The organism is Carboxylicivirga fragile, from assembly GCF_050589805.1.
Lineage (GTDB): Bacteria > Bacteroidota > Bacteroidia > Bacteroidales > Marinilabiliaceae > Carboxylicivirga > Carboxylicivirga fragile.
This window is the reverse complement of record NZ_JBNGOY010000032.1, coordinates 1-14708: the sequence shown is the minus strand read 5'-3', so window position 1 is coordinate 14708 and position 14708 is coordinate 1. Positions and strand designations below refer to the sequence as shown.

12 protein-coding genes are annotated in these 14708 nt (G+C 36.7%); 3 read left to right on the top strand and 9 right to left on the bottom strand.

Annotation, left to right across the window (positions count from 1 at the left end; all coding sequences use genetic code 11):
• Window positions 1–93: 93 nt before the first annotated feature.
• From ACRD7B_RS14480 to ACRD7B_RS14470, 3 genes are all read left to right on the top strand, one after another.
• Window positions 94–342 carry a type II toxin-antitoxin system ParD family antitoxin gene (locus ACRD7B_RS14480; RefSeq protein ID WP_430825288.1) on the top strand — a complete coding sequence of 83 codons (249 nt, stop codon included), beginning with the start codon at window positions 94–96 and terminating at the stop codon, window positions 340–342.
• Complete coding sequence (locus ACRD7B_RS14475) at window positions 335–634, top strand: type II toxin-antitoxin system RelE/ParE family toxin (protein WP_430825287.1); 300 nt, start codon at window positions 335–337, stop codon at window positions 632–634. Before ACRD7B_RS14480 ends, ACRD7B_RS14475 begins: the two co-directional genes overlap by 8 nt.
• 219 nt (window positions 635–853) lie before the next feature.
• Window positions 854–1549: a hypothetical protein gene (locus tag ACRD7B_RS14470; protein WP_430825286.1), complete on the top strand. Its 696-nt coding sequence runs from the start codon at window positions 854–856 to the stop codon at window positions 1547–1549.
• Window positions 1550–1687: 138 nt separating this feature from the next.
• Here the strand turns inward: ACRD7B_RS14470 and ACRD7B_RS14465 are convergent, their stop codons facing one another.
• The 9 genes from ACRD7B_RS14465 to ACRD7B_RS14425 form a co-directional block, all read right to left on the bottom strand.
• Window positions 1688–2383, bottom strand: a complete 696-nt coding sequence (locus tag ACRD7B_RS14465) for a zinc metallopeptidase (protein WP_430825285.1) — start codon at window positions 2381–2383, stop codon at window positions 1688–1690.
• Between the two features lie 60 nt (window positions 2384–2443).
• Window positions 2444–6223, bottom strand: a complete 3780-nt coding sequence (locus ACRD7B_RS14460; RefSeq protein ID WP_430825284.1) for a sensor histidine kinase — start codon at window positions 6221–6223, stop codon at window positions 2444–2446.
• A gap of 147 nt (window positions 6224–6370) precedes the next feature.
• Window positions 6371–7876, bottom strand: a complete 1506-nt coding sequence (locus ACRD7B_RS14455) for an MBOAT family O-acyltransferase (protein ID WP_430825283.1) — start codon at window positions 7874–7876, stop codon at window positions 6371–6373.
• Window positions 7861–9294: an SGNH/GDSL hydrolase family protein gene (locus ACRD7B_RS14450; protein WP_430825282.1), complete on the bottom strand. Its 1434-nt coding sequence runs from the start codon at window positions 9292–9294 to the stop codon at window positions 7861–7863. The genes ACRD7B_RS14455 and ACRD7B_RS14450 overlap by 16 nt, the downstream gene beginning before the upstream one ends.
• Window positions 9295–9389: 95 nt before the next feature.
• Entirely contained in the window at window positions 9390–10928 is a 1539-nt protein-coding gene (locus tag ACRD7B_RS14445) for a lytic transglycosylase domain-containing protein (RefSeq protein ID WP_430825281.1), read from the bottom strand.
• 16 nt (window positions 10929–10944) lie between these two features.
• On the bottom strand, window positions 10945–11601 hold the full coding sequence (locus ACRD7B_RS14440) for a DUF5683 domain-containing protein (RefSeq protein ID WP_430825279.1): 657 nt from the start codon (window positions 11599–11601) through the stop codon (window positions 10945–10947).
• Between the two features lie 28 nt (window positions 11602–11629).
• Window positions 11630–12508, bottom strand: coding sequence for a ParB/RepB/Spo0J family partition protein (locus ACRD7B_RS14435; RefSeq protein WP_430825277.1), 879 nt, complete (start codon window positions 12506–12508; stop codon window positions 11630–11632).
• Window positions 12509–12536: 28 nt separating this feature from the next.
• On the bottom strand, window positions 12537–13316 hold the full coding sequence (locus ACRD7B_RS14430) for a ParA family protein (protein WP_430825276.1): 780 nt from the start codon (window positions 13314–13316) through the stop codon (window positions 12537–12539).
• A gap of 134 nt (window positions 13317–13450) precedes the next feature.
• The gene (locus tag ACRD7B_RS14425; protein WP_430825275.1) at window positions 13451–14452 is read right to left on the bottom strand and encodes a bifunctional heptose 7-phosphate kinase/heptose 1-phosphate adenyltransferase; all 1002 of its coding nucleotides are present in this window, start codon (window positions 14450–14452) and stop codon (window positions 13451–13453) included.
• Between the last annotated feature and the right edge of the window lie 256 nt (window positions 14453–14708).

Sequence of the window (14708 nt, the reverse complement as noted above, 5' to 3'; positions counted from 1 at the left end):
CTTGCAGTGCTTTATGTTGATAAGTTGTTGTTAAATAAAGAAACACGCTTGGGTTTTTACCAATTTTTGGTAATTTTGATAAAAAAATGGAAAATGAAAAATACCTCAATATCACTCGGAAATTATTTTGACCAGTTCGTACAGACTCAAGTATCTGCTGGTCGTTATAAAAATGTTAGCGAAGTTATTCGTGCAGGGCTAAGACTTCTAGAAAATGAGGAAAGTAAAGCTATTGCTTTAAGAAATGCTATCCAAGAAGGTGTTGATAGTGGAATTGCTCATGATTTTGACCCCAAAAAAAATCTTGCGGAATTAAAAGCTCAAAAGAGAAGGAATGGCTAAATACGAATTGACTAATAAGGCTGTAATAGATTTAAATAATATTTGGGATTACACATTTGATACTTGGTCTGAATATCAAGCTGACAAATATTATGACATTCTTCTAAGTAGTTGCCAAGACATTGCTGATAACCCTGAACTTGGAACAAATTACACTGAAATAAACTCTGAATTATTTGGATTAAAAGTAAATCGACACATTATTTTTTACCGCAAATCTATAGACAATCCGATTGAAATAACAAGAATTCTGCATGAGCAAATGGACTTAAAGAATAGAATAACGGAATAAAAACTACACCCAATGAACCGTGATAGAGCATATAAGGGAGTCAGTGTATTCTGGAATGTTCGCAATTTCGATAAACAACACCCAATCGTTCATCTGACTTTATAAAATGGAAATTTAAAACCAAACGCGGGGCTAAATACAGTTTCGGTAGTATGTGTCACAAATTAGCCCATGCACCTTATAAGTACAGATCGTAATCACTGAACAAGACAGATAAACATGGTGGAAATTAAAAACAAAAAAATAACTAAGATTGATAGTAAGCTTAAAAAGCTTGCAACAAAAATATCCAAATACGAGAAAATCAGAATGCCGCGCACTACAATAGTAAGATTAAAGAAAAAGCATACTGAAATAGATACAGAACTTAACAAGTTAATAGCTCGCCGATTACTCATTGAAAACAACGATTTTAATGTACTTGCGAATAAAAGCTATGAACTATTAAAGAATGGAAACCTTGTTTTCAAGACAACAGCGCAACAAATGTCATTAACAGGCACTCACGCCACAGAATTGAAGGGTAGACTACACAGGAATGGTCACATTTACTGTTACGTAAAGAAAACAAACTTTCCAATTTTAAATTTCTTCTCAGAATATTCGTTTCCATCTTCATTCGACGGAAACATTGATTGTCTTGGTAATATCACCTTAACAAAAAGTTCGACAGACTATGCTCTATTCAATAGAGTACCAACTAAATTAGAAGGAGAAATTACCTCCAAGGGAAAAGTAAAAGTATATACTACAAAACGTGACCAGGATTGGCTCTTTGGAGGAAAGCATGTTATATCTCAAATAATTAGTGAATATACATTCTGGAATAACAAGGCTGAGAATGAATTCTTTGAGAATAAAAAGAAATTGGAAGATTTAATTCGCAACTTTAAGAAAGAAATTACGAGCCACTAATGGCTAATGAAACCTCATGGTCATGTGGTTACCAAAGAGCAAGGTATGTTATACAAACACCCTTTACAATATTGCGAATCATAAAAAATGGATAACTGAAAGTGCCCAATTATCCATGATTCATAATTGTTATAAAATTTAATCTCTTCCGCCAACAATCAACATGACATAATACAAAAGGGTTGCCAATGCCGACAAAGCAGCTACTACATAAGTATAAGCAGCCCATTTTAAAGCATCTTTAGCCTTAGCATGCGTATCTTGACTTGTTATGCTAGCCGTATCTAACCAGGCTAATGCTCTTCTACTTGCATCAATTTCAACAGGTAAAGTTACAATGGCTGCTAAAGTAAAAATACTATAGCAAACAATAATGATTTGAAGTGCCAAATTATAACTTATCATACCTGGCAATGCCATTGCTCCTACAAACAGTGCAATGAATAAGAAGTTAAGTACCTTGGCACTTACGTTCTGCAAGGGTACTAATGCGGAGCGAAATTCGAGTAATGAATAACTGTTGGCATGTTGGATAGCATGACCTGTTTCGTGTGCCGCAACAGCTGCTGAAGCCACGCTTCGTCCATGGTAAACCTCAGGGCTTAAATTAATGGTGCGATTACTTGGATTATAATGATCACTTAACGTTCCTTTTACCGCATTAACCTGAACATTCAGTAAGCCATTTTGGCGTAACATCTTCTCAGCAACTTCTTTTCCTGTCATTCCAAAATTTATTGGAATTTTAGAATAGGCTTTGAATTTACTTTTTAGCTTTGAGCTAACTGCCCAACTTAGAACAAGAAAGAATAGAAATATAATTAATAATGGCATTGAAAACATAGCTTAACTTTTTATTGTTTCGCTAAGCATTATCAAAAATGTTGCCAAATTTTATTTTGGTAGATGAAGAATAAAGGTAGTCCCAATTCCAACTATACTTTCGCATTTAATATCACCTCCTAGGCCATCAATATAGCGCTTAACTATGTACAACCCGAAACCAGAAAGAACTTTGCCATCGCCACTATTAATGCTCAGTTGATTAAACTTACTAAATACATTTTTGAGTGCCTCTTCGGCAATACCAGAGCCTGTATCTTTAATTCTGATTTCTACATTTTCAGCACTGTTAAATGCACTAAGATCGATACTGGCATTTTCTTCGGAGAAATTAATGGCATTGGAGATTAAATTTGAGATAACTTTCTCTAGTATAGAATAATCAGTATCCACAATAATGTCATCCACATTCCATTTAATGGTAAGGGCTTTGTTATCAATGTCAGCTTGAAATTGAGACATTACTTCTTGAAAGAGAGAAAGCACAGGAACAGGCGATGTACTGATTTGGAAACCTTCCTGGTCCAAGCGTTTAATCTCACCAACCTGATTCATCATATTTTTGATCTGCCATAGGGCTTCAGAAACTTGATGCAAAGATTTTGCACATTGCTTTTCACTTATTGTTTCTCCATTTTTAATGCTGTTAATGAGTTTCAACGAAGAGGTAAGTGGGTTATCAAGTTCGCTTGTGAACAAGGCTATTAAATGCAAGTTTTCTTTATGGAGTTCATTAATATTGTCGCGTTGAATCTCAATGGATTCCTTTTGATTAAGGATGCTTTTATTAGCCGCTTCCAATGAGTCTTTCTGCTTGGCAACTTGTTCAAAAGCATCTGCATTTTCAAGAGCAATACTTGTATATATACCAATATTACGCATGAAGTTCAAATGATAATTGGTATAGGCATTTGTTTCGGCACTCTGAACAGTGAGCACTCCAAAAGGTTTGTCGCTAACTTTAATCGGAATAAATATGACAGACTGACTGTTAATATCTCCAGGTGTAGGACGTACTTCTTTTGAGAAATTTTTGTACTCCTTCTCAAGATCTCCAATAAAGATCTCCCTATCGTTTACGAAACAATTAATAGAAAGCCTATCAAGGTCATCAACAGGAAATGTAATGAATGGCATACGTTCGCCACTCAAATTAACATTCTGAAAATCGAGGGTATTGGTTTCAGCATTGAACAAGCCTAAACCAAATAGATAGGTATCCATTATCTCGCTGGTAGCTTGATACACCAAATCAAATATTTTCTCACCCGATAAATTGGCGGTAAGATTTTTACCGATATCTGTTAGTTTCTCAAGGTCTTTTAAGGACGCACTAATTGATTCGGCCTGATCCGTTATTTTCTTTTTCTGACTTTCGAGTTCGGTGTTTTTTTCTTCAATTTCATTCTTCGACTTTTCCAGCTCTTTGGTTTTTGAATGCACCAACATTTCCATTTCGAAACGCAAAGTGCGTATCTTACTATTCCAAACGAAAATTAGTAAAAAGGCAATGCCAATAAATAGAAGTACCAGAATGATACGAAAAATGGTTGTTTGGTACCAAGCAGGGTGAATACTGAAATTATAGAATATGCCTTCGTCATTCCAAATGCCACTATTGTTAGCTGCCTTAACTCTAAATGTGTAATCGCCAGGAGGTAAAGAAGGATACGTTACCTTGTTGTCTTTTCCTTCGATCCATTCACTTTCAATGGGCTCTAAACGCCATTTAAAGACTACTTTTTCAGGAACCGAATAACATAAAGCATCAAAAGCGAAAGAGATATTATTCTGTGACTTTGTTAGTTTAAGGTGGTCGGGAATGCCAAACCAAGGTACTATGGAATCGTAAGAGCTATTGAAAGTTTCACTTTTCCAATCTGGTTGTTTGTTGGCCAGTTCAATATTTCGGATATAAACTGGTGGAGGCAGGTAATTGATTTTTTGCTCGCCAGGATTATAGCGCATAACACCCTTAACTGTTCCAAACCATAAGTTGTTGTTGTTATCTCGTAAGTTGGCTCCACTGTTATTCTCAATGCCCACAAATCCATCGTGGCGATCAAAATTATTGACAGAAACAACTTCACCAGATGTTGCAATTTTTATTTTATCAACTCCATTTTGTGCACCTGCCCATATATTCCCTTTAGCATCGGTTAGTACGGAGTATATGTTATTGGATGAGAGGCCGTGCGATTCGCCAAAGCTACTCCAATTTTTATTGTCGTATCTGATTAAGCCTTTTGTAAATGCTGCAAACCAAATATTCCCAGCTTTGTCTTCCGCAGCCTGTAAAACATACGAAGATGACAGCTCGTGCCCTTCGGTAAATTGAGTGAACTTACCATTTTCGTATAAGGTAATTCCTCTAGTTGACGATAACCAAATACGTTCCTTCGAATCAATGAAAATATCCTGAATGTTATTATCAAGAATATCAGAGTTATAGGTGTTGTAAAAAGTGGCTTTACCATTAATGCTCTTGATAAGACCAAAGCCCATTGTTGATATAAAAACGGTATCTTTTTGTGCCTTAATATCGTTTAATGGAATGTCTCTATTCCATCCAAATTGACTATTGACACTAGTAATTTTTCCATATTTTAATTTCCAAAGGCCTGTGTTGGTCGACAACAAGATATCACCATTCTTTTGCTCGAAAAAATCGCCAATAAATGAAAAATCACCTAGAGAATTTTTAGGATAGGTAGTAAGATTTCCTTTATTCAGAATATTAATACCTCCATCACCATCTCCAAAATAATATTTCCCTTTTGAGTCTTGAAATATGGAACGAATAATGTTATCAGTTAGCCCATTGTTTTTATCAAGTGATAAAAATAAATCACCTCCATAACGCACCAATCCAGCACCTAGGGTTCCAAGCCATATATTGCCTTCCGCATCCTGAAGCGTTTTGTAGATTGTATTAATGGGCAAGCCATTCTCTTTATTAAACAGTCGCCATCCCTTCTTATTAAGATTCAATAACCCACCCGATTCAAGTATGAACCAATACTGCCCATTTCTATCTTCGTATCCATCAAAAATAAGTTTACCTTTGGCATAATCAGGAAGTTTGATGTTTTTTATTCCTTTTCCTTGTTTATGTATTACAAGTTTTGGCTCATCTTCACCAAATAACATTGCCCATAATGCGCCTTGGTTATCAACGAACAAGGGATATTTAAGGCGATTTTTCTCAATATCCGTATTAAAACGGTAAGGCCTAATGGAGTCATTCTTTAATAAAAAAAGATCATCCCTACTTCCAATTAACATACCACCTTTATTGTTGGGGATTATTCTAAAGGCTCCATTTCCCTTATTGAAGATACTAGAATAGCGGTCGTAAAGATTTGAGATCTTTTCATTTTTAATTTCATAAAGAACACGTTCGCCCGACTTTAATCGAGCTTCGCACCAAAGCGTGCCATTATTGTTCTCTGCAAAACTTATATCATCTGCGAAATAAGTAGTATCTGAATGAATGATTGACGTAAATTTTTCACCATCAAATTTCTGAATGCCCTTTGGTGTACCAATCCATAGGTCGTAATTTTCATCGTGATGCAAACCTGAAATAATGTTGTCTTGCAAACCGTCTTCAATCGTATAGATGTCAAAACTTTTACCATCGAAACGACACAAACCGCCTCCATTCGTACCGATCCACAAATAACCAAACTGATCTTCAGCCAAGGCATATATCTCAGACTGAGGAAGACCTTCTTCCAAAGAGTATTGCTTGAAGTTATAGTTTTGCGCAGTACTTAAATGTAAGCCAAACCATGTGCATAGCATGCTTACTAGCAGAATGTATCTCATGAATCATCTATTATACCTGATGTTAATACCATTGTATAAATGGTATAACATGATAAATATAGCTTTTTAGCCTTAATTGAACAAGCTAAAATGTGCTGTTATTCGGCATCTTGTTTATTGAAAAAAAGATGTGAAGCCAAAATGGCTTTAAAATCGGAAGTAAATGAATGGTAGAATATCAGATTGGTGTAAGCTAACAATTGCAAACACAGCGATAGCAGAGCTTACGATTTTTATAAATAAGGATTGTTTTATAAATAGTAATTTTGAATTTCGTTGCCATTTATCGGGTAAGAAGTGCAAAATAAAACCACCAGCAATAAGAATGAATAGATAAAGTTGTGATCCAAAAATGGCGGTGTAAGAGGATGGTACAAAAGCTCTGCCTAATCGGTCAAAAATTATTTGGGCATTTTCCATTGAGTCAACCCTAAAAACTATCCATGTTATTATAACAAAATGGAACGTGATGAACCAAGTTAATAGTGATGAAAACTTATTGGGTTTATATTTGAAAAGCCTTGAAAATACGCGATTAATAACTAAAGCAACCCCATGAAGACCGCCCCATATTATGAACTTTAGAGCAGCACCATGCCAAAGTCCACCGAGTAGCATGGTCAACATTAGGTTAAAAGCTGTTCTGAATTTACTAAACCTGCTACCTCCAAGAGGAATGTAAATATAATCGCGAAGCCAGGTTGATAAACTGATGTGCCAGCGCCTCCAAAAATCCTGAATCGATTTAGCTTTATATGGGTGATTAAAATTGGTAGGTAACCTAAAGCCGAGTAATAAAGCCACCCCAAGTGCAATGTCGGTATAGCCAGAGAAATCGCAATAAATTTGAAGCGCATAAGCGTATATGGCCATTAAAACTTCAAACCCGGAATAGGCAATGGGATGCTCAAATATGCGATCAACAAAGTTGATTGAGATATAATCGGAAATGACCATTTTCTTGAACAGACCTCCAATAATAAGTATCATGGCGTACCACAACCATTTGTTGGAAACCATAAAAGGCTTATACAGTTGTGGTATAAAAGTGCGCGCTCTTACAATTGGCCCCGCGATGAGTTGCGGAAAGAAGGACACATAAAAACCGAAGTCGATAATGTTTCGAACTGGTTTTAATTCTCTTCGGTAAACATCAATTGTATAACTTATGGTTTGAAAGGTGAAGAATGAAATACCTACTGGTAATGTAATGTGATCAATGCTAAAATTTGTGCCAGTTATTGAATTAAAAAAGTTAGCCAGATAATCAATTATAATAAAGTTTGATTGGGTGAGTTGAGCGTAGGTATCAAGTATAAAATAGGTGTATTTAAAATAAGCCAGAATGCCAAGATTGATACAAAGACTCAGTACAACTAATAATTTTCGTTTCCATTTCTGTTGGTAATAATCAAGCGATAGGCCTATCAGATAATCTGCTATGGTTGAAATTATAAGAAGAGAAAAGAAGTACCCCCCGGTTTTGTAATAGAAATAAAGACTTGCTGCAAATAAAAAACCACTTCTCAGAGATCGTTTTTTATAAATAAAAGCATGCACCAGTAGAACAAAGGCATAGAATATCCAAAAACCTGCTTGGGTAAACAGGAATAGATCAGATTGCGTTTCTATCCATTTTAGTAATTGTTCCATGATGTTGAATCGATTCTCATTATTAAAGGTATTGATTCAATACTCTTTATCTTATCAAGTTCAGTAATTAATGATTTGTTAATTAGTTCCGCCGCATGTTTACCACCCAAGCGAGTGAAATGAATATAATCGGTTAACGCCAAAGGTGGCGACTGATTGCTCCAATCAATAATAGCACCTTCGCCTCCCATCGCTTCGTATAGATCAAAAAATGCAAAGCCATATTTATGTGCTGTTTCCTTTTGTGCATCACGTATCTTGGTTAAATGCTTGTACGATTCAGTTTTACCATCCTTGTTAAATGCTGCATCAGAAATACCAACAACTAATACAGGTACGTTTGGTATGTATTGTTGAAGAAGTTCAAACTGTTGGGTAAGTATTTTTTTATAAAAACCGTATTGCTTTCGCTTAACAGGAACCATGTTCGTTCCGTACTGAAAAATAACCATTCCTATATTTAGGTGCTCACCCATGGCTTGAAAAAGTTCTCCATCAGTATGCTGTAGCAATGGCGTATTCTGGCCTCGAAGCGCAATATTATCTACTGCCACCCCCGATGTGCTATCAAGGGCACACGCTAATATATTAAGTTGAGTTTTACTTTCAAGGTAAATTTTTAAAGACGGTGATGGCTCCGGAAAAGTCCAATTAATCTCGGTTAATTCGTCAGATCTGCCTAGGGTATCATTAATTATCTCAGTTGATTTGATGCTGCCATTAATTAAAATCGAATCAGCATGTGGTGCAATAAATAAGCGTATTTGTTGATAATTTGAAGCATGAGATTCAGCCCAGGGCGAACGACTCATTTTGAAAAAAGCCCTCGTATTAGGAGGTAGTAAGGCTGTTTGCCCCATCAATCCAAAACGATTTATTGAATCTTGCTTTGGTTTTGCATAGATGCTATGCAAGCGCCAGCTTTTACTATGTTCAAGCCACACCGATGGATTTAGTCGTTGAAGATCGAGAATACTTATCAAGCCAGGCCCACTTCCACCATATTTTTCTTGAAAAGCTTCGCGTAGATAGGCTGTTATTCTGTCGCCTTCAATTTGAGAATCACCAAAATGCAATATTCTTATCACTTCGTTATTCTGCACACTTTCAGCAAGCGCTTTTTTTAGCTTTTTCAGTTGAGTGTGAAAAGCAGTAGGGTAACTTAAAAAATCAGAACTAACTATCGTGTCTTTTACCAGAGGTATACTATCATTCACAACTAATGAGTCTGGCTTTTCAAAAGAAAGAGCAATGGTATCTAATGCTTCAATGGAATCGGTAGCCGTACCAATTATAGCATCAGATTTTGTCAATTGCCATGTTGCCGGTTGAAAGTTAATTGGAATGAGTTTAATCAAGGCGTACGCCAGACCAAGAATGATCAGGTAATATAGCAGTATGCGCTTGGCTTGACTCATGAATAATTGTATAGTTAAGCGTAAAATAAAAATTTCTCCGCTAATTATCTTAGGGAGAAACTTATATTTTGATTAATGTTATTATTTTAAAGATGTTACGACTTGCGTTTGATTTTTAGTTTTTGTCCAATTGAAAGTTTAGATTCATCGTTCAATTTATTCAATCGCATAATGTCGGTATTTGAAACGCCGTTGTATTTTTTTGCAATAGTCCACAGGTTATCACCTGACTTTACAGTATAATAAACGTAATTGGCATCTTCTGGTTCAGGAGCCGTCTTCTTTGGCTGATTAGTGCTAACAGTTTTTCCGCTAAGACGCTGTTTCTCCGCATAACTCATGTTATTAATCTTAGCGTAATAATCCGTTTTATTTTTCGGAACATAAACAGCTAATCGCTGTCCTACCTTTATAAGATTACGGCGAACATTGTTCCAATACCTAAGATCAGAAGTGCGTACATCGTACCAATCGGCAATTAAGCCAATGGCATCGCCCGATTTAACGGTATAGTAAACGGTTGCTTTTCCTTTAGGAACCTGAGGTGAATGTTTTGTATATTCTGGATTGGAAACTAATTTCCCATTTGCAAAATATTGATCTCTACGATGTGCATAAATACTATCTTCAGATGCTGCAAATTCGGCTGCATGATTAAAGGTTAATCGCAAAGGATATGATTTCTTATTGGCAGGAATCACATCGCGGCGATACTGCGGGTTTAATTCCCTTAGATAATTCTCCTTAACATTTAAAACGCCTGCTATCTGTTTGAAATGCAATGGTTGTGATATCATGATGGTATCAGTAGCCACAGGTAATTTCGATGCTTGAGCATGTAGGTTGTGCTCTTTTGCATAGGTGAAGGCATAGGTAGCCGCAATAAAAGCAGGCACATACCCCCTTGTTTCCTTTGGTAAGTGATAATATATTTTCCAAAAATCACGCTCACCTCCCGAACGGCGGATTGCTTTATTTACATTACCAGGCCCACAATTATAAGCCGCAATAACCAAAAACCAATCCTTGTAAATGCTATATAAATCTTCTAAGAAATCAACAGCAGCAAGCGATGAGCGATAAGGATCGCGACGTTCATCAATGTATGAATCTATGTTTAGTCCATATTGTTTACCCGTATAATACATAAATTGCCAGAGGCCTGATGCGCCGGCTCTGGAGTAAGCTTTTGGGTTTAAGGCCGATTCAATTATTGGTAAGTATTTTAATTCCAGCGGCATTTGTTTGGCATCCAAAGCCTCTTCAAACATCGGAAAATAATAATCAGATAAGCCAAGCATGGTTTGTACTTGATCTCTTCTTTTTATCGTATATAGCTCAATGTATGCTTTAACTTTTGAATTAAAGGTAAAAGGCATCGGCGACATGATATCTGCTAAGCGTTGTATGTATACCGAGTCAGGTAAGGCCTTTGTAGCAATCGTTTCGTCAAAGTGAATGCTATCTAATACCATGTTGGTAGCCGACTTATTAACATACCATTTGTTAACCAGGCTGTCCAGACATTCTTCAAGGTATGGTGGTGTAGTGTCAGGTATCGTATCTGATGTTTGTGTCTGCCCATTTCCTATCACCCCAACTGCCACCAACACAACGCTTACTAATCCTTTCATTTTCCACATGATACTTCTAAAACTTTAATTGTATTTGTACTCCTAAGCCAGCAAATTCACCTGGCGCTGGTGCCATCATAGCTGGTTCAACACGCATGCTTAAATCATCACTGATATCAAAATTATAAAAGTGGGCATCCACAGCAGCATCAACCATTTGAATAATATAAATACCCACCATACCAAGGTAACTAAGATCTCTGTAGCGACGGTAGTATTGTTTTTTATTAAGTAGTGCTGATTCAAACCAATCTTCATATTGTCCAGTAACCTGTTCCTCTGTTAGGTTTGGAGGAATAAATTCAAGGTAACTTTTGTTGCCAGGGTCGCGAATTATAAAATCTCGATAGGCTGATTTGTAACTATTGTAATACTTGCTGTTAAAATGGATGGCATACGCCAAACCACCAATCCCTGCGTAAAGTATTGGAATTTTCCAGTATTTTTTATTGTAGGCTTGTCCTAATCCCGGAAGAATGGCCGCATAAAAAGTAGCTTTGTGTGGTGAGTGTACTTTTACAACAGGAGCTAAATCAATTGCTGTACCTTCAATGAATGCCGTGTCAGCACCAGCAACTAGTGTATCAGACTCCTGCGCTCTTGTATTAAACAAAAGCACCAAAGAAAGACATAGGCCTAAAAGCCATTTGCGATGTATCAGTTTTGTGGTCAAAGTACTGGTGTTTTGGACAAAGCTATTACTAAGACTTTGTTTTATCCAAGATGCTTATTATTTTTTCCAAATCATCATCGGAGCCAAACGGTATAACAATTTTTCCTTTACCATTATCGGTACGCGTAAACTGTACACTGGTATTAAAAAATGAAGATAATTGAGATTTTAGTTCCACATATTCTTCACTCATGCTAGGTTTAGCTTTGCTTGCATTTTTTGCAGCCTTGCCCGAATTTAATTCGCGCACCATTTCTTCCACCTTACGAACCGAAAGATCATTTTTAACGGTTTCGTCAAAAATCATTAGCTGAGCGGTCGGGTCTTCAACACTGATGATTGCCCTTGCATGCCCCATACCAATTTCCTTGGAAACCAAACCTAACTGTACTTCGGCAGGTAATTTCAATAAACGAAGGTAGTTTGCTATTGTTGAGCGTTTTTTACCTACACGTTCCGACATGCTTTCCTGAGTTAATTTACATTCCTCAATTAAGCGTTGGTAACTAATGGCAACTTCTATCGGATCTAAGTCTTCGCGCTGAATGTTTTCAACCAAAGCCATTTCAAGCATGGTATCATCATCAGCCGTCCGAATATAGGCAGGTACGCGTTCAAGTCCCGCCAATTTAGAAGCTCTAAATCGGCGTTCACCAGCAATAAGTTGGTATCGGTCTCTACCAATTTTACGAACGGTTAATGGCTGAACAATACCAATTTCTTTAATGGAAGCAGCCAACTCCTGAAGGCGTTCTTCATCAAACTTTGTACGTGGTTGCCATGGATTGGCTTCAATCATTGTCACATCAATCTCATTGATTGAAGCAGCTGGTTTTCCTTTATTAACATCACCCGCATCTTCAATAAGTGCACCTAAACCACGTCCTAAAGCATTCTTTCTCGCCATTGTATCCTATCAGTTAATTTTTATTCTATTATTTTTTTACTGCTAAATTATTCTTCTTAAGCAGTTCGCGTGCCAGGTTAAGGTAGTTAACCGCACCTTTCGAAGTGGCATCATACATAACAACTGCTTTACCATAACTCGGCGCTTCACTGAGCTTAATGTTACGCGAAACTAAAGTTTCGAATACCATGTCCTGGAAATGGCGTTGTACTTCTTCAACAACCTGGTTCGATAAATTAAGTCGAGAATCGTACATGGTCAATAAGAAACCTTCTATTTCTAATTCCGGATTCAAACGACTTTGAATGATCTTAACCGTGTTTAATAATTTTCCTAATCCTTCAAGTGCAAAATACTCGCATTGAACAGGAATAATAACTGAATCAGCTGCTGTAAGTGCATTCACAGTAATTAGTCCCAATGAAGGCGAGCAGTCTATCAAGATAAAGTCAAACTGATCACGCAGCTTTTCAAGAACACCGCTTAATACCTTTTCTCTATTTGGTAAATTCAGCATCTCAATTTCAGCACCTACCAAGTCGATGTGAGAAGGAAGAACAAATAAATGCTCAATTTCTGTTTGTATTAATGCCTTTTTCGGATCAATGCCGTCAACGATGCATTCGTATATACTATTTTCAACTTCCTTTAAATCAAAACCTAATCCTGATGTTGCGTTGGCCTGTGGATCAGCATCAACTATTAATACTTTATATTCTAGTACAGCTAAGCTAGCCGCCAGGTTAATTGCTGTTGTTGTTTTTCCAACCCCTCCTTTTTGATTTGCCAGAGCAATAATCTTACCCATATTTTGGTTTTTTTTGTGATGAAGTTAAGAACTGCAAAATGCTAAATATTTTCTGAACCCCAAAGTTAATCTTTTATAAAACATTTGGGCAGGCTCGGTGAATTTTCTGCAATTTGATGGCTTAAGTATTTAGTTTACTGACTCGCCAGCTTTATAAAACATTCTTCTAATAATTCATTTTTATCAATTGGTACTACACCCGAATGTTCACACACCAGTCCACCAGCCAAGTTCGCTATTCCTGCCACCAACTTAGGAGTTAGTCCTGAAGCTAATGCTAAAGTACTTGCACTGATAACGGTATCACCAGCACCAGAAACATCTGCTATCTTTCTTATTTCGGCAGGTATTAAATACTGTTTATCCTTATTTAAAATCATTACTCCTTTTTCAGCCATGGTAACCATTATATTATCCATGTTCTGGTCAATCAAAAAATGACGCGCCGATTTAATGAGTTCGTTTTCATCGTTATTGTCCAAATCGAGTTTCAAACCTTCTCTAAATTCTTTGAAATTGGGTTTGAAGAAACTCACATTAGAATAGGCCAGAAAATTACGCTTTTTAGGGTCAACAAGCGTTGGTATACCTTTTTCGTTGGCAATAGTTACGGTTTGCTCTATTAACTTTTTGGTTAATGTACCTTTGTCGTAATCTTCAAAAACTAATGCATCAATCTTGTAAGTGTTGAGTAGTTCTATAATGTGTTCCTGAAGCTTCTTTTCTAATTCTTGATTCAGCTCATTATCTTCTTCTTCATCAACTCGAAGCACATGTTGGTTGTGACTGATAATGCGCGTTTTAATGGTGGTTTTACGCTTGCTCGAAGCAATAATGCCATCAGCTGGTAATTGTCTTTTTTCGAGCAGTTCTCTAAATATTGCACCAGCATCATCCTTACCAATAACTGAGCACATGATGGGTATAGCACCTAAAGATTGAATGTTCAATGCCACATTGGCGGCACCCCCCAAGCGATTTTCGCGTCCCGTGGTTGCCAATATTGGAACAGGAGCCTCTGGCGAAATACGTGTTACATCGCCCCATAAGTAGGAGTCGATCATAACATCGCCCACTACCAATATGTGCATATTATCAAAACCATCGAACAGTTGGGAAAATTCGCTTCTAGTCATGCTTTCAAAAATTTGTGTAAAGATAAAAAAATATAAAGATTGGGCTGGCGATTATAAAAGTGCTTAGTGCGCAGTGCCTAGTATAATAGTCTGAAGTCAACAGTCCGTAGTCCGAAGTGCAAAGTTGACACTATCTACTTAATAAAAAACAGTTATGGAACCATTAACCCAAACTATGCATTCGAATAATAAAAAATAGCCTAAATGCATAACGATAAAGCAAATCATCCATTTGGTGAAAATACCAAAATGGTGA

What these genes read in the sequence shown, in the direction of transcription:
- ACRD7B_RS14470 (WP_430825286.1), top strand. Translation starts at nt 854, where the DNA reads ATGGTGGAAATTAAAAACAAAAAAATAACTAAGATTGATAGTAAGCTT.
- ACRD7B_RS14445 (WP_430825281.1), bottom strand. Translation starts at nt 10,928, where the DNA reads ATGAAAGGATTAGTAAGCGTTGTGTTGGTGGCAGTTGGGGTGATAGGA.
- ACRD7B_RS14460 (WP_430825284.1), bottom strand. Translation starts at nt 6,223, where the DNA reads ATGAGATACATTCTGCTAGTAAGCATGCTATGCACATGGTTTGGCTTA.
- ACRD7B_RS14425 (WP_430825275.1), bottom strand. Translation starts at nt 14,452, where the DNA reads ATGACTAGAAGCGAATTTTCCCAACTGTTCGATGGTTTTGATAATATG.
- ACRD7B_RS14430 (WP_430825276.1), bottom strand. Translation starts at nt 13,316, where the DNA reads ATGGGTAAGATTATTGCTCTGGCAAATCAAAAAGGAGGGGTTGGAAAA.
- ACRD7B_RS14475 (WP_430825287.1), top strand. Translation starts at nt 335, where the DNA reads ATGGCTAAATACGAATTGACTAATAAGGCTGTAATAGATTTAAATAAT.
- ACRD7B_RS14465 (WP_430825285.1), bottom strand. Translation starts at nt 2,383, where the DNA reads ATGCCATTATTAATTATATTTCTATTCTTTCTTGTTCTAAGTTGGGCA.
- ACRD7B_RS14455 (WP_430825283.1), bottom strand. Translation starts at nt 7,876, where the DNA reads ATGGAACAATTACTAAAATGGATAGAAACGCAATCTGATCTATTCCTG.
- ACRD7B_RS14450 (WP_430825282.1), bottom strand. Translation starts at nt 9,294, where the DNA reads ATGAGTCAAGCCAAGCGCATACTGCTATATTACCTGATCATTCTTGGT.
- ACRD7B_RS14480 (WP_430825288.1), top strand. Translation starts at nt 94, where the DNA reads ATGAAAAATACCTCAATATCACTCGGAAATTATTTTGACCAGTTCGTA.
- ACRD7B_RS14435 (WP_430825277.1), bottom strand. Translation starts at nt 12,508, where the DNA reads ATGGCGAGAAAGAATGCTTTAGGACGTGGTTTAGGTGCACTTATTGAA.